Annotated in this window: 14 protein-coding genes and 1 pseudogene; 10 read left to right on the top strand and 5 right to left on the bottom strand. The window is 72.2% G+C overall.

The window, feature by feature from the left end:
- Positions 1-210 precede the first annotated feature (210 nt).
- Positions 211-1,617, top strand: a complete 1,407-nt coding sequence (locus OHB04_RS22265) for a PP2C family protein-serine/threonine phosphatase (protein ID WP_442815104.1) — start codon at positions 211-213, stop codon at positions 1,615-1,617.
- A gap of 111 nt (positions 1,618-1,728) precedes the next feature.
- Here OHB04_RS22265 and OHB04_RS22270 read toward each other — a convergent pair whose 3' ends face one another.
- From OHB04_RS22270 to OHB04_RS22280, 3 genes are all read right to left on the bottom strand, one after another.
- Complete coding sequence (locus tag OHB04_RS22270) at positions 1,729-2,070, bottom strand: DUF2516 family protein (protein ID WP_326689468.1); 342 nt, start codon at positions 2,068-2,070, stop codon at positions 1,729-1,731.
- A 158-nt stretch (positions 2,071-2,228) separates the two neighbouring features.
- On the bottom strand, positions 2,229-2,921 hold the full coding sequence (locus OHB04_RS22275) for a hypothetical protein (RefSeq protein ID WP_326808121.1): 693 nt from the start codon (positions 2,919-2,921) through the stop codon (positions 2,229-2,231).
- Positions 2,922-3,037: 116 nt separating this feature from the next.
- Positions 3,038-3,451 (bottom strand): helix-turn-helix domain-containing protein, encoded by a 414-nt coding sequence (locus OHB04_RS22280; RefSeq protein ID WP_326689470.1) that lies wholly within the window; start codon positions 3,449-3,451, stop codon positions 3,038-3,040.
- Positions 3,452-3,764: 313 nt separating this feature from the next.
- Between OHB04_RS22280 and OHB04_RS22285 the strand changes: the two genes are divergently transcribed.
- The 4 genes and pseudogenes from OHB04_RS22285 to OHB04_RS22300 all read left to right on the top strand — a co-directional run bounded on the left by OHB04_RS22285 (position 3,765) and on the right by OHB04_RS22300 (position 7,108).
- Positions 3,765-4,460 (top strand): rhodanese-like domain-containing protein, encoded by a 696-nt coding sequence (locus OHB04_RS22285; RefSeq protein ID WP_326808122.1) that lies wholly within the window; start codon positions 3,765-3,767, stop codon positions 4,458-4,460.
- 39 nt (positions 4,461-4,499) lie between these two features.
- Positions 4,500-5,063 (top strand): annotated as a pseudogene (locus OHB04_RS22290) (rhodanese-like domain-containing protein); the annotation flags it as partial.
- Positions 5,064-5,131: 68 nt separating this feature from the next.
- Positions 5,132-6,628, top strand: coding sequence for a hypothetical protein (locus OHB04_RS22295; protein WP_326689472.1), 1,497 nt, complete (start codon positions 5,132-5,134; stop codon positions 6,626-6,628).
- A gap of 33 nt (positions 6,629-6,661) precedes the next feature.
- Positions 6,662-7,108, top strand: coding sequence for a DUF6228 family protein (locus tag OHB04_RS22300; protein ID WP_326689473.1), 447 nt, complete (start codon positions 6,662-6,664; stop codon positions 7,106-7,108).
- 546 nt (positions 7,109-7,654) lie between these two features.
- On the opposite strand, the gene OHB04_RS22305 is transcribed toward OHB04_RS22300, so the two are convergent.
- Complete coding sequence (locus OHB04_RS22305; RefSeq protein ID WP_326689474.1) at positions 7,655-8,257, bottom strand: TetR/AcrR family transcriptional regulator; 603 nt, start codon at positions 8,255-8,257, stop codon at positions 7,655-7,657.
- 89 nt (positions 8,258-8,346) lie between these two features.
- Between OHB04_RS22305 and OHB04_RS22310 the strand changes: the two genes are divergently transcribed.
- Positions 8,347-9,264 carry a class I SAM-dependent methyltransferase gene (locus tag OHB04_RS22310; RefSeq protein WP_442814918.1) on the top strand — a complete coding sequence of 306 codons (918 nt, stop codon included), beginning with the start codon at positions 8,347-8,349 and terminating at the stop codon, positions 9,262-9,264.
- A gap of 110 nt (positions 9,265-9,374) precedes the next feature.
- Here the strand turns inward: OHB04_RS22310 and OHB04_RS22315 are convergent, their stop codons facing one another.
- Positions 9,375-10,103, bottom strand: coding sequence for a TetR/AcrR family transcriptional regulator (locus tag OHB04_RS22315; RefSeq protein WP_326689476.1), 729 nt, complete (start codon positions 10,101-10,103; stop codon positions 9,375-9,377).
- Positions 10,104-10,293: 190 nt separating this feature from the next.
- Here OHB04_RS22315 and abc-f point away from each other — a divergent pair, with 190 nt between their 5' ends.
- From abc-f to phsA, 4 genes are all read left to right on the top strand, one after another.
- Positions 10,294-11,967 carry a ribosomal protection-like ABC-F family protein gene (gene abc-f, locus OHB04_RS22320; RefSeq protein ID WP_326808124.1) on the top strand — a complete coding sequence of 558 codons (1,674 nt, stop codon included), beginning with the start codon at positions 10,294-10,296 and terminating at the stop codon, positions 11,965-11,967.
- Positions 11,964-13,085 carry a Vgb family protein gene (locus OHB04_RS22325; protein WP_326808125.1) on the top strand — a complete coding sequence of 374 codons (1,122 nt, stop codon included), beginning with the start codon at positions 11,964-11,966 and terminating at the stop codon, positions 13,083-13,085. Before abc-f ends, OHB04_RS22325 begins: the two co-directional genes overlap by 4 nt.
- Positions 13,086-13,162: 77 nt before the next feature.
- Positions 13,163-13,921, top strand: a complete 759-nt coding sequence (locus OHB04_RS22330) for a class I SAM-dependent methyltransferase (protein ID WP_326808126.1) — start codon at positions 13,163-13,165, stop codon at positions 13,919-13,921.
- Between the two features lie 385 nt (positions 13,922-14,306).
- Positions 14,307-16,202, top strand: a complete 1,896-nt coding sequence (gene phsA / locus OHB04_RS22335) for an O-aminophenol oxidase PhsA (protein ID WP_326809495.1) — start codon at positions 14,307-14,309, stop codon at positions 16,200-16,202.
- The last annotated feature ends 21 nt before the right edge of the window (positions 16,203-16,223 follow it).

The raw sequence follows: 16,223 nt of genomic DNA on the forward strand, positions 1-16,223 counted from the left end.
GCGGGCCGTCTGGTGCGCCACCGCGCCCTCGGGGGAGGGAGAGGTCTCATCATGTCCGTAAGCGCGCCTTCAGCGGCCTCCGCGTCGCAGGCGGCGTCACAGGCCGTGTCCGGCCAGGCCCTGCTCGCCGAGCAGCAGGGCGCGGGCGGCCTGGGTCTGACCCTGCTCGTGATCGAGGACGATCCGGCAGGCGCGCTGAGCGTGCCGCGCATGCTGGACGAGTGCGGCAGGCCCGTGAAAGTGCGCACGGCGCGAAATCTGACCGAGGCCGCACGGCTGCTCACCGACGATGTCCACTGCATCCTGCTGGACCTCTCGCTGCCCTGCGACGACGGCGGCGGCGAGGGTGCCGACCGCGCCGATCGCGCGGAGAGCGGTGACGGCGTCGGCGTACGTGACGGCCGGGTACGGGTCCAGGGCGACGGGACACCCGTGCGGGGCGCGAGGCGTGGGACGGACGCGGCCGATGGAGCGGACGCGGCTCGTGGAGCGGACGCGGCCCGTGGGGGCGAGGCTGTGCCCGGGGGTGGCCCGGCCGCTGAGCCCGCGGAGGCCCGCGAGGGCGACGGGACCCACGAGAGCGGCGGGAGCCGTGAGGGTGACGGGGCCCGTGAGGGGAAGGCGGCCGAGTCCGGCGAGCTGGAGATCCTGCGGCGGGTTCTGCGTATGGCGCCCCGGCACGCGGTGCTGGCGCTCACCGACGGAGCCGACGCCGAGCGCGACGCCGACGCCGTACGGGTCGGCGCGCAGGACTACCTCATCCGCGACGAGCTGGACGGCCGACTGCTGACCCGCGCCATCCGCTACGCCGTCGAGCGCAAGCGCAACGACCTGGCGCAGCGCCAGCTCACCGAGACCCGCCTGCGGGCCCAGGAGAACGCCCGGCTGGAGCGCGGACTGCTGCCCCGGCCGCTGCTGGAGGGCAGTGAGCTGCGCTTCGCCGCGCGCTACCGCCCCGGCCGCTCCCGCGCCCTGCTCGGCGGCGACTTCTACGACACCGTGCGCACCCCCGACGGCACGGTGCACGCCATGATCGGCGATGTGTGCGGCCACGGCCCGGACGAGGCGGCCCTCGGCGTCGAACTCCGCATCGCCTGGCGCGCGCTGACCTTCGCAGGGCTGTGCGGGGACGCGCTGCTCAGCACGCTCCAGAAGGTGCTGGAGCACGAGCGGGCCAGCGAGGAGATCTTCGCGACGCTGTGCACCGTCGACATCGCCTCCGACGGCCGCAGCGCGGGCGTCTGCCTCGCGGGACACCCCTCACCGCTGTTCGCGGGCGCCGGGGGCGCGGCGCCCCGGCTGCTGCCCTACGACGAGAGCGGGCCCGCGCTGGGGCTGCTGCCGAAGGCCCGCTGGCCGCGCCGGCAGGTCACGCTGGGACGCTCCTGGAGCCTGATGATGTACACGGACGGGCTGATCGAGGGCCGCTTGGACGAGGGCGCGGGCGGCAGGGAGCGGCTCGGGCTCCAGGGCATGCTCGACATCGTCTCCCACCGGATGGCGGGGGGCGCCCGCGGCGAGCGGCTGCTGGACGCGACGATGAACGATGTGCGCCGCCTCAACGGCGGTGAGCTGACGGACGACGTGGCGGTCCTGCTGCTGGACCGGGACTGCTGAGGCGTTGAGGTGCTGAGGCGCTGGACCGGGACGGAGCCGCTGAGGACGCCGGCTCCCCCGGCGCCGGAGCGCGGTTCGGGGCCGGTCAGTGGCCTCGGGGCCAGGGTCGGATCAGCGGCCGTTGTGCGGGCCGTACGGGCCGTCGCTGCTGCTGCCGCCCTTGCGGCGACCGCCCCTGCCGCCGCCGGCGACCTGCTTGAGCGCCGGGCGGACGTCGACGATGTAGACGATCGAGGCGATCAGCCCGATGATCTGGAGCAGCACCATCGGCACCACCAGGTTCACCACGACCGCGATGCCCAGGATGATCAGCCAGAACTGCTTGTTCTGCTTGTCGGCCGCGCGATAGGCGTCCTCGCGCCGGATCGCCCCGTCCACGAAGGCGAACACTGCCAGGGCGAGGATGACGAGATTGATCAGTCCCATCACTGTCGTGAAGCCCTGCATCAGCATGGTGTCCACACTCCTGGTCGGTCGCGGTCGCTGTCTCGTCGCTTGCCGGGCGCCGGGCGGGCCGTTGGGTCACCGTACCCCAGTAAGGGAAGAACGGGCCGGGCACGCGAATGGTGCCCGGCCCGTCCGTCTCCCGTCCGCCGACCCGCGCACGCGGGTCAGGACTCGGTCTTGGGGGAGGCCTTGCGCGGCGTGGTGGTCTTGCGGGCGGTGCTGCTCTTCTTGCCGCCGGTCGCGGAGCCGGAACCCGTGCCGGAAGCGGAGTTCGAGGTGGCGCCAGAGCCCGAAGAGGCGGAGGTCTTGGCGCCGGAGGTGGACGCGGAGGTGCCGGTGGCGGACTTGGAACCGGTCTTGGAGCCGGCCTTCGTCCCGGACGACGTCGCACCCTGTGCGGAGGCGCCCGATGCCGTGGCACCCGGCGCGGTGTCGGCCGGGGGCTCGGCGACCTTGACGGGCTCGCGCCGCACGGTCACCTCGGTGACCTCGGCCTCGTCGGTCTCGCTCCGCCAGTTCTTGACCGCCTCGCGACCGCGTACGGCCAGCTCGTCGTAGGTCTCACGGGCCTTGACCGCGTACTCAGCCGCGACGCCGACGCTCTGGAGCGCGAGGTGCTGAGCCTGCTCACGGAGCTTCTTGACGTCCGTGTCGATCCCGCCGAGGGCCTCGCTGACCTTCGCCTGGGTCTCCTTGGCCTGCTGGGTGACCCTCGCCTGGACCTCCTTGGGGTCCGTCCCGCGCACCGCGGCGAGGGCCTGGGGCGCCTCTTCGCGGATCTTGTCGACGACGCCGGCGGCGAAGTAGAGCGGCGTCGGGTCGGTGAGGGTCTTGCGCAGGTCGTTCGTGTTGGGCATGAGGGTGCGCCTCCGTGGCTGGACTCGTTGGCTCGTTAACTCGTGAATTCGCGTCACGAGATGATCTGCGGTGGGTGTCCCGCCGCTACGTCTGCTGTTGTGACGCCTGCCGGCTCCTACGTCTGCTGCTCGTCGGGCCCCGGGCCGCGCGGGCCCGCCTCCGGAGCGGGTGCCTCCCGCCCCTGGCCGTTCTCCTTGCGGAACGAGTCGTAGATCTGGAGCAGCGCCTGCTTCTGCTGCTCGTTGATCGACGGGTCCGCGAGGATCGCGGCGGGCACCTGGAGCAGGTCCTGCCGGTCACGCTCGTCGAGAATCCCGGCCTGCACATAGAGCGACTCCGCCGAGATCCGCAGGGCCTTCGCCAGCTGCTGGAGGATCTCCGCGCTCGGCTTGCGCAGGCCGCGCTCGATCTGGCTCAGATACGGGTTCGAGACTCCGGCGGCGTCGGCGAGCTGCCGCAGGGACAACTTCGCGTTCCGCCGCTGTTCCCGCAGGAACTCCCCGACATTCCCGACATTGAGCGAGGCCATGCACACCAGAGTGCACCCCGGCGCTAACTTTTGCAAGCACCTTGCTTGCAGATGTTGCCTCAGCTCGTTGTGACGGAGGCGGCCACCCGATCCGCTGACGGTGTATCAGGCCACGCCCACCGGCTTGCCAGTTCAGCAAAGATCTTTGCCGCTCATGGAGACGTGCGCGCAGGCTGCGTCCAGAAAGTGCCGGCTCACAAGCACAGCCGGTACCTCTCGGACTCGGTTGTGTTCCCTCATTCGCTGAGAACCTCTCCGGCCCGAGCGGCACGTGGGAAGTCGCAATTGCCTTACAGAACAGAGGAGGCCGCAGATGGAAAATCGCCATGTCGTGATCATTCCGATCGAGATCGACGAGGAGAGGGTGAGCTCGTATCTCGACGCCTGGCAGGGTGCCGCGGAAGTGATGGCCGCTCAACCCGGTTTCATCCGGACGTACATGTTCCGCACGATCGTTCCGGGGAGCAGATTCCGCCTCGTCAATGTGGCGGAATGGGAGTCCACCTCTCACTGGGAAGAGGCGATGAACGTCTGCCCGATGATGGGGCAGCAGATAGCCGTCGCCCATGCCTCGAATTACGAGGCGATCCGGACGGTCCTGCCCGTCACGAAGCAGAGCCTGAGCCCCGGCGACGGTCACACCCCCGCCGACCTGTCTCCCGCCGAGGCGCATCGTCGCGTCGTGGACGGGAAACTCACGCTGGTCGATGTCCGCGAAGAGGATGAATGGGCGGCGCGTCACCCGGCCGGCGCCGTCCACGCCGCGCTCAGCACGTTGCCCGCCTCGCTGTCGGATCTGCCCGACGGCCCACTGGCCTTCGTGTGCCGCACGGGTACCCGCAGCGTGCGAGGCGGCGCGCGGGCGATCCGCGCAGGCCGGTCCTCCGTCCACAGCGTGACGGGCGGCCTTGAGGCATGGGAGGCGGCGGAGCTGCCGGTCATCCTTCCCGACCGCGAGGACGCGGCCGACAACGGCGACCGTGCCAAAGCCGCGGTACGCGAGAACTGACGAAAGCAGAACCGGCGGTCGACCGTCACACACACCCCAGACACGTTCGAGGTGGACGAGCACCTGATGCTGCGTGCGATCGCCGCCCCGGGCCACACCCCGCACCACACCTCCTACGCGCTGGAGGAGGACGGCCGCGCGGTGGCGGTCTTCACCGGCGGCTCGCTGCTGATCGGCACCGTGGGGCGTCCGGATCTGGTGGATCCGCGGCTGACCGAGCACCTGGCCCGCGCGCAGCACACCTCCGCCCACCGGCTGGCAGCGATGCTCGACGACCAGGCGCCCGTGCTGCCCACGCACGACCTCGCCGGTGTACACGAGCGCGGCGAGGACGTGGTGGTGCTGGATGTGGTGGTGCTGGATGTGCGCCGGGATTCCGAGCGCGGAGACGGCTTCATCGAGGGCTCGGTGCACATCCTGCTCCACGAGCTGCACGGCCGGGCCGGCGAGGTGCCGGACGGCACGGTGTGGGTGCACTGCGCCGGCGGGATGCGCGCGGCGATTGCCGCTTCCCTCCTGGACGCGACCGGACGGAAGGTCGTCGCTGTCGATGACAGCTTCGAGGCGGCAGCCGACGCGGGCCTGAGCATCACCCGGCCCTGAACCTCGCGGGAGGCGCGGCGGACAGCAGCCAGGGGCGTGGATCCGCCGTGTCGCTAGGGTGCGTCGGTATGACCGACCGCGTTCTGGAGCTGCTGCGCACACGCCCTGAACTGGCCGAACTGGCCGCGTTCCCGTTCAACTTCGACGTGAACCGGGCGTACCACGTCGAGGAGGTGCACCTCGCCTCCGGTGCCTCGCTGGAGCCGATCGCGGGTGACGACACCGGCGGTACGTATTTCCTGTGCGGGGGACAGGCGGTGCTCCACGCGTCCTCGGACGGGTACGCGTCGCTGCTCGCCAGCAGTGTCACCGAGGCGCTGGAGTTCCTCATCCGGCTGCCGGCGTGGTGCGAGGAGGTGTCCGAGGGACTGGACGAGGAGGGGCTGCGTGCCGCGGTGCGTGCGGGGGACGCCGAGGCGCGCGAAGCGTTCGCCCCCGACCTGGACGCGCAGCGCGCCGCGCTGCTCAGCGGTCTGGGACTGACGGACCGGCCGCTGGCCGAGCTTGTGGCCATGGAGGAGGCCGCCACCAGGCGCACCGATCCGGGCTACGTCCTGCTCAACTCCGCGGAGCTGTGCGCGTACCAGCTGGAGGAGCGCTACCGGCAGCCCCTGCGCGACCTCGTCCTCGCCCCGGGGCGTGAGGCGCTGGAACGGCTGCGCGCCGGCGACCCCGGCGCGCGGGAGGCGGCGGCGGACCCGGTGCTGCGGGCGGGGGTGCTGCGTGCGGCACAGGACGACCGCCGTGACGGCGACCTGCCGCTGCTGCGGTTCCTGCTGGAGTACGAGAACGCCGAGCGGAGCGAGTGGTTCGCGGAGCGGTGGCTGGCCGCGGTGCTGGTGGCGCTGCACGGCCGGGACGAAGACGTTCCGCTCCTGCGGTCAGCCACGTCCGGGCAGGTCACCGACGCCGCCGGAGCCGTGGAGTGGGCCCGTGCCCAGGAGTCGGAGCGGCACGCGCGGAATGTGGCCGCGGAGAGCGAGTTCACCTGGATCGAGCTGGCCCGCAGGCAGGGCCGTACCGAGAACGCCCGCGTCGCGCTCATCCGCCTGCTGGACGACACGGGTCCGCACCCGGACCGGCTGCGCGAGCTGAGCCGCGCGCTGGAACGCCTCGGCGACCACGCCCAGGCAGCCCGCGCCCAGTTCAACCTCCTCTCCCTCCAGGACACCGCAGCGGACCGGGCCGGGGAGGCGTACGTCCTCGCCCGCCTGGAACGCCTCAAGGGCGACCTCGCGGCGGCAGGGCGCGCGCTGGAACGCGCACGTACGGCAGTCGGCGCCGAGGGCACCCCGCCCGATGAGACGGTCTCCGAATGGCACCGCCGCGGCCTCGGCCGTCTGATCACCGAACAGCACCTGGAGCTGACGCTCGCCGCGGTCGAGGCGGGCGACGCGGAGCTCGCCCGCGCGACGATGACGCACTGCCGCCACCTGCTGCGCACGATCAGCAAAGGCTCGGCGAAGGCCCTGAGCGAACTGTCCACCCGGGCGAAGTGGGCGGTGGCCGCTCTCGGACGGCCCGAGGCCCCGGCCGGCCCCGCGCACCTGGAAGAACTCCGGTGACGCCGGGTGTGGCTCTGGCCTAGCGTCCGGAGCATGACCACTCCGGACGACGCCATCGACGAGCAGGTGGACGTGACCGTCGGCTGCCAGGACAACCTGTCCGTCGGCGTGAGGTTCTGTGACCGGTTCAGCTTCGACGAGGACTCGGTGCACTACGCCGTCGAAGTATGGGCCCCTGGGCTGACCGCTCGCGTCGACGAGGTGGTGGCCTGGCTCTGGGACAGCGATCTCGCGCCGTTCCTGGAGAAGCTGGCCGCGGACTACCACGGGTGGGAAGGCGAGCGGAGTTGGCAGACCAACGACCGGGACCTGGCCGTCTCGGCCGTCTTCCGGTCCGGTGGCCACGTCGGTCTGACCTGGACCGTGCGCCCGTGGCCTGATGCCGCCGGAGGCTGGAGTGCCTCGGTGACCACGTGGCTGGAGGCCGGGGAGCGGATGTCGGCCTTCGCCGCCGACATCCGCCACTTCCTCGCGGGGTGAGCCGCCGTGGCCGTCGCCCGTCGCATCACCCGGACGCCGGCCCCCTACGCCCCGGCCTGGGCGACTCGGACGACGGCCCGGAAGACTCCCGGTCAGGGTGCGGGGCCGGCGACAGCCTGCTCGCTACCGCTCGGCGGGGTTGTGCGAAGCCGCCGTCGCGGTATGGCGTGCGAGCCGGCCCAGGATTCGGCCCAGAGATCCGCCGGTGGGATCGCTTCCACTATGTCCGCGTAGGCGTCATCGTCTATGTCCGCGTAGGCGTCATCGTCAGCGCGTTCGCCCTGTTCACGGCCGCCCTCGGGTGACGGTCACGTTGCCGGGTTCCGGGGCCTCGCCGACGTTGATCGCGGGCTCGGGGCTCGGGGCTCGGGCTGCGGGCTGGCGTACGGGGGGGCGCGTGGCCGCTCCAGAGGAGGGGCCGGCTGGCGATGCTGGGACCGGTGAGACCGGTGAGACCGGTGAGACCGGTGAGCACGCGGGTGCGGGTGCGGCGAAGGTTTCCTGGGGCAGCCGGGGTTGGCCTCGGGTGTGCCGCCGAGGGGCCGCTTACCGTGGCGGCGGGCGGCGTACGGCGCCGCCGATGACCGTCATGACGACCTTGTGGACGGCTTCCCGCTCCGGCGGGATGCCGGTCCGGTCCGCGAACAGAAGGTGTCCGGCCCCGATCAGGGTGGGAGCGAGGGCGTTGACGTCGGCGTCGTCCGCGAGGCGGCCCAGCGCTCGCTCGGCCGTCAGGTACGAGGCGATCATGGCCGCGCCCTCCGTCAGGACCGGGACGCCGGTCGGCCTGTCCTCGCGCAGCCGGGCGCGCAGCTCGTCGCGGGAGGTGACGAGCCCGACGACCGCCACCGCCACCGTCTCGAACAGGTCCGTCAGTGTGGCGGTGAGGTTGTCGGCGACGGTGCCGGTCCCGGCGCGGTCGCGCAGGGCGGCGGCCTGGGCCTCGATCCGGCCGATCCGGTCCAGTACGAGCGCGGCGAGGAAGGCGTCGAAATCGGCGAAGTGCCGGTGCAGGACGCCCTTGGCGCAGCCTGCCTCCGTGGTGACCGCCCGGCTGGTCAGCGCGTTCGGCCCGTCCCGGAGCAGGACGCGCTCGGCGGCGTCGAACAGCTGCTCGCGCGCGTCGCGCATGGCTACCCCTGTTGGCATGCGGTCCCTTCTCCTTGGTCCGGCGGCCCGCCCGTTGATGACCGGTGACGCCCGTTGACGAGTGGGCAAGTGCCCACCATAGTGGGCGCATGCCCACTATACCTCCGGCGCGAGGGCGCCGTTTCCCGAGCGAGTCTCATCAACACCGGCAGATGGCCGAGTCGTTCGGCCTCGACGCCGAACGCTACGACCGGACGCGGCCCCGCTACCCCGACGCCCTCGTGAAGCGGATCGCCGCCACCGTCGCTCCGGGCGCTGGCGCTGGCCGCGAGTCCGGCTCCGGCTCCGGTTCTGGTCCCGAGGCCGGCTCCGGCTCCGGCTCCGGTCCCGGGTCCGGCTGCCGGATCCTCGACGTAGGGGCCGGAACGGGCATCGCCGCCCGGCAGCTCCAAGCGGCGGGCTGCACGGTGCTCGGGATCGAGCCCGACGCGCGGATGGCCGCGCTGGCCCGGCGGTTCGGGACGGAGGCCGAGGTCGCGACGTTCGAAGCCTGGGACCCTGCGGAGCGGGAATTCGACGCCGTCGTGGCGGGCCAGTCCTGGCACTGGATAGACCCGGTCGCGGGCGCGGCCAAGGCGGCACGGGTGCTGCGGCCCGGCGGATTGCTGGCGGCTTTCTGGAATGTGTTCCAGCTCCCGTCCGAATTGGCGGAAGCCTTTGCCGAGGTGTGCGGACGGGTGCTGCCCGACTCCCCGTTCGATCTTCAGGACGCGATGAAGCAGCCCCTGAACGGGAACCATGCGCTCTTCGCCAAGGTCGCCGACGGGTTCCGGGAGGCGGGTGGATTCGGCGACCCGGAGCAGTGGCGGTTCGACTGGGAGACGGAGTGCACCCGCGACGCCTGGCTGGACCAGTTGCCCACCCAGGGAGCCTTCACCCAACTCCCGCCGGCCAAGCTGGCGGAGCTGCTGGAGGGGGCCGGGGCCGCCGTGGACGCGCTGGGCGGCAGCTTCACGATGCGCTACGCGACGGTGGCGGTCACCGCGACACGAACTCCCGCCGGCTGACCTTTCCCCCGGCCCCGGCCCCGACCCCGACGCGGACCTCGACGCGGACGCCTCGCTCTCGCCCCTTTCATCCCCGCCCTCGGGCGTGAGGCGGCGGGCGGCGGCCAGGGTCATGAGGGGGCACGGGGGTCGGCTGAGGTGAAGGCGCCCGCCTGGGCGGCAAGCACCGCCGCGCGGGCAGCCTGGGCGGGAAGAGCCGGATCGGGCCCGTTCTTGAGCAGAACGCGCTCGTGGTAGACCGGCGCGGTGGCCGTGACGAGCAGCCCGCGCGCGTCGATCGCTTCGAGGGGGCCGGGCAGCTCCTCGCGGTCCACCGCCCGGCGCACCACCTCGGTGCAGCGCTCGTAGCGGTCCTCCCAGAAGTGGCGCAGGGCTCTCGCCGCCTCGTCGGAGCGGAACGAGGCGGCGATCAGGGCGTACGCGACCGGCGGGTCCTCCTCCATCGCGTCCTGGACCTCCTCGTTCAGCGCGGTCAGATCGCTCTCGAGCGAGCCCGTGTCGGCCGGGCGCCACGCGTCGTCGAGGGCCGCGTCGAGCGCGTCGGCGAGCAGCCCGCCTATGTCCCGCCAGCGGCGGTAGACCGTCGCGCGGTGCACGCCGGAGCGGGCCGCGACCGCGTCGATCGTCAGGCCGTCGTAGCCGAACTCCACCAGCAGCGGGCCCACTGCCTCCAGAACCTGTGAGCGCACGCGCGCTGTGCGCCCGCCCGGACGTCTCGGGCGGTGCTGTTCCCCGGCGCCGTCCGGCCCGGACGGCGGGGCCCCGGCCTTGTCGTCCGGCTCCGGGGCGGGGGTCTTGGCCTCGTGTGGCCCGGCCTCGTCCTCGTCCGCCGCGGTCATTTTCCGAACCCTGTTGCCATCTCGGCTCTCGTCATGCCACCATCTTAACGCGACACACGTCGCGGTAAAAGTCCCCGTGATGATCCAGCGCACGGGAAAGAGAAGGAGTCGCTGATGCTCTTCCGAAGCGTTCACCTGGCCCCGCGGTCCGCCCTGGCCGCCCCATCCTCGATCGCTTCGGAGTGCACCCATGCCCACACAGATCACAGCCCTGGCCGTCTCGAAGTCGTACGAAGGCCGGACCGTTCTCGACGGGGTCAGCTGCGCGCTCTCGGCGGGTGAGCGCGCGGGGATCGTCGGGGAGAACGGCTCGGGGAAGACGACCTTGCTGCGGCTGCTCGCCGGGCGCGAGGACCCCGATCAGGGTGAGACCATCCTGCGCGCCGACGGCGGTGTGGGCTACCTCTCCCAGGAAGAGCCGCTGCCATCGGAGTTGACCGTCCAGCAGGTCATCGACCGGGCACTGGGCGAGTTGCGCGCCATGGAAGAGCGCCTGCGCGCCCTGGAAGCGGCGATGTCCGAGGGGGACGTTTCGGGGCTCACCGAGTACGGCGAGCTGTTGACCGCCTTCGAGGTGCGCGGCGGCTATGACGCCGAGGCTCGGGTCGAGCGTGCGCTGCACGGCCTCGGCCTGGGGCAACTTCCTCGTGGCCGCACCGTGGGCAAGCTCTCCGGCGGCGAGCGCGTGCGGCTGCGCCTGGCCGCTCTCCTCGCCGCGAGCCCCGAAGTCCTGCTGCTGGACGAGCCGACCAACCATCTCGACGACACCGCGCTCCACTGGCTGGAGGAGCACCTGCGCACCCGTCGCGGCACCACGGTGGCGGTCTCGCACGACCGGACCTTTCTGGAGCGTGTCGCGACGACGCTGCTGGAGGTGGACGCCGACCGGGCCCAACTCGTCCGCTACGGCAACGGATACGCGGGCTATCTCAAGGAGAAGGCGGCGGCCCGCGGACGCTGGGCCGAGGCCCACGAGCGGTGGCTGTCCGAGACGGAGCGGCTCCGCGTGGCAGCGGCGACCACCGCGCGCAGGGTCGCCCCGGGGAGAGGGATGAAGGACGGCAACAAGATGGCGTACGACCGTGCGGGGGGCCGCGTCCAGCAGTCACTCGCCGGCCGGGTGCGCAACGTCGAGGAGCGGCTGCGCCGCCTGCTGGACGACCCCGTCCCGCCCCCGCCCGCGCCGCTTCGCTTCACTCCGTCGCTGCACGGGAGCGGCCTGCGCGGCACGGTTGTGGAGGCCGAGGCGGTCGGCGTCCGGGGCAGGCTGGCCCCCACCGACGTGTCGGTCGCGGCAGGAGACCGACTGCTGGTGACGGGGCTGAACGGCGCGGGCAAGAGCACCCTGCTGCGCGTCCTCGCGGGAGAGCTCGCCCCGGACACCGGCAGGGTCTCCCGCAGAGGGCGGGTGGCCTACCTCTCCCAGGACCCCGAGCCTCCCTCGGCCCCGCCGGGCGCGACGCTGCTGGAGGCGTACGCGCAGGGCCGGCCCGGCGTCCCGGAGGACCACACGGACCGGCTGCTGTCCCTCGGGCTGTTCGACCGGGAGCGGCTGGAGGTGCGGGTCGACCGGCTGTCCACGGGCCAGCGGCAGCGGCTGGCCCTGGCGCGGCTGATCGGCGAACCGGCCGATGTGCTGCTGCTGGACGAGCCGACCAACCATCTCTCGCCCGCGCTGATGGAGGAGTTGGAGGCGGCCCTGGACACCTTCGAGGGGGCGCTCGTGGTCGTCAGTCACGACCGCAGACTGCGGCAGCGCTGGCGGGGCGCCCACCTGGCCCTGGGCGGGGCTACGGCCTCGGACGGGTCCGAGCCGTGGGAGACAAGTGACCAGGAGGCATGTGACCAAAGGAGTTCTGTATGAGCCCGGTTCCTGAACGCGGTACGCGCGACGTCGCCGTGGAGACCGTCGCCACCCTGCCCGAGGGGGCCGGTCCCTACGACGTGGTCACCGGCCCGGACGGCGCTTTGTGGGTCACCCTCGTGCACGCGGGCGCCCTTGCCCGACTCACCCCCGAGGGCGACCTCACCACCTACGCCCTCGATGTGCCGGACTGCGGGCCCACGGTGATCACCCCCGGCCCGGACGGCGCGCTGTGGTTCGCCCGGACGCGAGACCACCGGATCGGACGAATCACGGTGGACGGCAAAGCGGAGTCGTTCGCGCTGCCGACCCCCGAGTGCGGCCCCTACGGGATAGCGGCGGGGCCCGACGGTGCCCTGTGGTTCACCGAGACGAACGCCGACCGGATCGGCCGTATCACCACGGCGGGAGAGGTCACCGAGTTCCCCCTGCCCACCACTGGGGCGTTCCCGTCCGGGCTGGTGGCGGGGCCGGACGAGGCGCTGTGGTTCACCCTCAACCAGGCCGACGCGCTGGGCCGGATCGACCTCGACGGCCGGATCACGCTCCACCCGCTGCCCACCAAGGGCGCCGCACCCGTCGGCATCGCCCTCGGCCCCGGCAACGGCCCTCGCTCCGATTCCAGCCCCGGCCCCGGCGGTGAGGGCGGCAACGGCAGCGAAGGCAGCAAGGGCAGCGAAGGCGGCAAGGGCAGCGAAGGCGGCAAGGGCAGCGAAGGCGGCAAGGGCAGCGAAGGCGGCAAGGGCGGCACAGGCGCGGGGACCCTGTGGTTCGTGGAGATCGGTGCCGGACGGTTGGGGCGGCTCACCCCGGGCAGCCGCAGCCGGACAGCCCCCGATGGACAGGCCGCCGCGCCGGAGGGCCGGATCGAGGAGTTCGTCCTCCCCGACGCCGAGTCGAGACCCCATGCCGTGGTCGTGGACCACGACGGCGTGTGCTGGTTCACCGAATGGCAGGCCAACCGCGTGGGCGCCCTTGCTCCGGACGGCAGCCTCACCGAACACGACCTGCCCACACCCGAGTCGGAGCCGCACGGTCTGACCGTAGGACCGGACGGTGCCGTTTATGTCGCGCTGGAGAGAGGCGAGGTGATCCGGATAAGTACGGTTGCGCCCTGACCCAGGCGGAGCCTGGGCCGGTGGGCTCGGTCGGCAATTCGGTTGGTCAGGGTCCGGGGCACTGTGAGGATGCGGTCATGGGACGCTCCTTCGATGATCTTGTGGCTGAGGCCGGTGCGGTAACCGTCCACGGCTGGGACTTCTCCTGGCTGGACGGCCGGGCGACCGAGGCGCGGCCCTCGTGGGGGTACCAACGGCTGATGAGTGGACGCCTGGCCTCCGCCTCGGCCGCGCTGGACCTCCAGACCGGTGGCGGCGAGGTGCTCGCGGAAGCGGAGAGGCTGCCGCCGGTGATGGCCGCCACCGAGTCCTGGCCGCCGAACGTCGCCAAGGCGACGGCGCTGCTGAGGCCGAGCGGAGTGGTCGTCGTCGCGGACACGGACGAGCCGCCGCTGCCGTTCGCCGACGGTGCTTTCGACCTGGTGACCAGCCGTCATCCGGTCCGCGCCTGGTGGGCCGAGATCGCCCGCGTCCTGGAGCCCGGTGGCAGCTACTTCGCCCAGCACGTGGGCCCGGCCTCGGTCTTCGAGCTGGTCGAGTACTTCCTCGGCCCTCAGCCCGAGGGGCGCGAGCGGCGCCGGCCCGAGGACGAGCGCGCGGAGGCGGAGGACGCCGGGCTCCAGGTGGTCGATCTGCGGTCCGAGCGGCTGCGCATGGAGTTCTTCGACATCGGCGCGGTCGTCTACTTCCTGCGCAAGGTCATCTGGATGGTGCCCGGCTTCACCGTCGAGCGCTATCGCGAGCGGCTGCGCGAGTTGCACGAGCTGATCGAGTCCGAGGGCCCGTTCGTCGCCCACTCGGCCCGCTTCCTCATCGAGGCCCGCAAGCCCGAGTAGCCCCGGGGCCCCAGCGCCCCCTCCACCGGATGCGCCCCGCCCGGATGCGCCCCGCCGGACGTGCCCGCCCGGACGTGCCTACCCGGATGCGCCCCGCCCGGGTGGCCGGGTGGCCGGGTGGTCGGATGAACCGCCTCTGCGTCCGATGGTCCAGCGCGGTCTACACCACTCGTGCGAGCGCCGACGTGAATCCGGCCTGCCCCGCGAGGTGACGGCAACCCCATGCGGCGAACCGGCGTCACCCATCTCAGAAGGCCGCTGAGGCCGGCAAGACGGCTGGTGGCCAGACCAGTTCACGTCCAACGGGGGGACGATCTTGTCCGAGATCACTGAATCGATCGAGCACATTTTCAAGGAGAGCGCGGAGGCTCCCGCTGAGGGGCTCGTGGGGGAGTCCGGGGAGACCGAAGAGCGGGCGTTGGCGGGCGCCCCCACGGCCGACGGCCTGACGCCGTACGTCGACGCGCTGCGCGTACCGCCCACGCTGCGCCCCGAGCCGACCACCGACCCGCGCGGCAGGCAGGTCGAGATCGAGCTGACCGAGACCTGGACGCGGCTGCACTCCCAGCTCCCGCCGACCCGCGTGTGGGCGTACAACGGCCACTTTCCCGGGCCCACCTTCGAGGTGCGCCGGGGCCAGCGGATCCGGGTGGCCTGGACGAACCGGCTGACGGGAACGTTCCCCGTCACCCATGTCGCCGTGGGCGCCGGTACGCCGACCGACCCGCTGGTCAACCACCCCGGCAGGGACGGCGTCAAGCCCGACCCCGATGTCGCGGCGCTGCCCGGCTGGTCCGTCACGCACCTGCACGGCGCCGTGACCGGCGGCGGCAACGACGGCTGGGCGGAGAACGCGGTCGCCTACGGCGACACCCAGCTGTCCGAATATCCGAACGACCACCAGGCCACCCAGTGGTGGTATCACGACCACGGCATGAACATCACGCGGTGGAACGTCTACGCCGGGCTGGTCGGCACGTATCTCATCCGCGATGCCGAGGAGGACGCGCTGCGCCTGCCCGGTGGCGCGTACGAGATCCCGCTGGTGCTGGCCGACCGCAATCTGGACGAGGACGAGGACGGGCGGCTCAACGGCCGGCTGCTCCACAAGGTCCGCAATCTGGGCCCCGACCCCGAGTCGGACAAGGACGTCACCCTTCCGGTGAGCGCGCCCTTCTCGACGGTCAACGGCACGATCTGGCCGTATCTGGACGTCGAGCCGCGCTGGTACCGCTTCCGGCTGCTGAACGCGTCCAACGCGCGCGTCTACAACCTCGCGCTGGTGGACGAGACGGGTGCCCCGGTGCCCGACGGCACGGTCAAGCAGATCGGCAGCGACGGCGGGCTGCTGCCCCGCCCGGTCGACATCACCTTCGCCGACGACACCGACCCGGCGCGGCGCAAGCTGCTGTCGGCGGCGCCCGCCGAGCGCTTCGACCTGCTGGTCGACTTCCGTGCGCTGCGCGGCAGGAAGCTGCGGCTGGTCAACGTGGGCAACGCCCGCTTCGGCCAGCCGGATCCGGCGAGGAACATCCCGTATCCGCAGGTCATGGAGTTCCGGGTGGGCGCAAGGCCGGTGGCGGAGCCGTTCGTGCTGCCGGGGACGCTCTCCGGCTCGTTCGAGCGGCTCACTCACGCCATTCCGCACAACCACCGGCTGATCGTGCTCAGCCCGCCCGGCACGGTGGGCGGCGGCGGGCACCCGGAGATCTGGGAGATGGCCGACATCACCAAGGAGGTCGGTGACGGGCCGGTCCCGCAGGCCGAGGGGATCGTGCGGGTGCGGGGGCGCGACGGCGAGCTGAAGACCTACCGTCGCATCGCCCGGACGTTCGACGACACGCTGGGGTTCAAGGTCGCGCACAACGACTACGAGCAGTGGAGCTTCCTCAACCTGGGCGGCCCCACCCACCCCATGCACATCCACCTGGCCGACTTCCAGCTGCTGAGCAGGGACGCCTTCGACGTCTCCGGCTTCGACCCGACCGTGGGCGGTACCCAGGAGGACAAGCCGGTCGTCTTCGACCCGGCCAGGCCCCTGCCCGTCGCGCCGAACGAGGGCGGCTGGAAGGACGTCTTCCAGGTTCCGGCGGGCCAGATGGTCAACGTCCTGGGCCGCTTCGACGGGGCGCACGGGCGGTTCATGTACCACTGCCATCTGCTGGAGCACGAAGACATGGGCATGATGCGGCCGTTCGTCGTCATGCCGCCCGAGGTCCTCAAGTTCGACCACGGCCACTCGGGACACGGGGGCGGCCACGACGGAGACCACGGCGCGTAGCCGCAGCCTCAGCCGCGCGCC

The organism is Streptomyces sp. NBC_01775 (assembly GCF_035917675.1).
Taxonomy (GTDB): domain Bacteria; phylum Actinomycetota; class Actinomycetes; order Streptomycetales; family Streptomycetaceae; genus Streptomyces.

Coding starts and splice junctions, on each gene's coding strand:
- OHB04_RS22330 (WP_326808126.1), top strand. CDS start 13,163: ATGGGACGCTCCTTCGATGATCTTGTGGCTGAGGCCGGTGCGGTAACC.
- OHB04_RS22295 (WP_326689472.1), top strand. CDS start 5,132: ATGACCGACCGCGTTCTGGAGCTGCTGCGCACACGCCCTGAACTGGCC.
- OHB04_RS22265 (WP_442815104.1), top strand. CDS start 211: ATGCTGGACGAGTGCGGCAGGCCCGTGAAAGTGCGCACGGCGCGAAAT.
- OHB04_RS22270 (WP_326689468.1), bottom strand. CDS start 2,070: ATGCTGATGCAGGGCTTCACGACAGTGATGGGACTGATCAATCTCGTC.
- OHB04_RS22325 (WP_326808125.1), top strand. CDS start 11,964: ATGAGCCCGGTTCCTGAACGCGGTACGCGCGACGTCGCCGTGGAGACC.
- OHB04_RS22305 (WP_326689474.1), bottom strand. CDS start 8,257: ATGCCAACAGGGGTAGCCATGCGCGACGCGCGCGAGCAGCTGTTCGAC.
- OHB04_RS22310 (WP_442814918.1), top strand. CDS start 8,347: ATGCCCACTATACCTCCGGCGCGAGGGCGCCGTTTCCCGAGCGAGTCT.
- OHB04_RS22280 (WP_326689470.1), bottom strand. CDS start 3,451: ATGGCCTCGCTCAATGTCGGGAATGTCGGGGAGTTCCTGCGGGAACAG.
- OHB04_RS22315 (WP_326689476.1), bottom strand. CDS start 10,103: ATGACCGCGGCGGACGAGGACGAGGCCGGGCCACACGAGGCCAAGACC.
- OHB04_RS22300 (WP_326689473.1), top strand. CDS start 6,662: ATGACCACTCCGGACGACGCCATCGACGAGCAGGTGGACGTGACCGTC.
- OHB04_RS22275 (WP_326808121.1), bottom strand. CDS start 2,921: ATGCCCAACACGAACGACCTGCGCAAGACCCTCACCGACCCGACGCCG.
- OHB04_RS22285 (WP_326808122.1), top strand. CDS start 3,765: ATGGAAAATCGCCATGTCGTGATCATTCCGATCGAGATCGACGAGGAG.
- abc-f (WP_326808124.1), top strand. CDS start 10,294: ATGCCCACACAGATCACAGCCCTGGCCGTCTCGAAGTCGTACGAAGGC.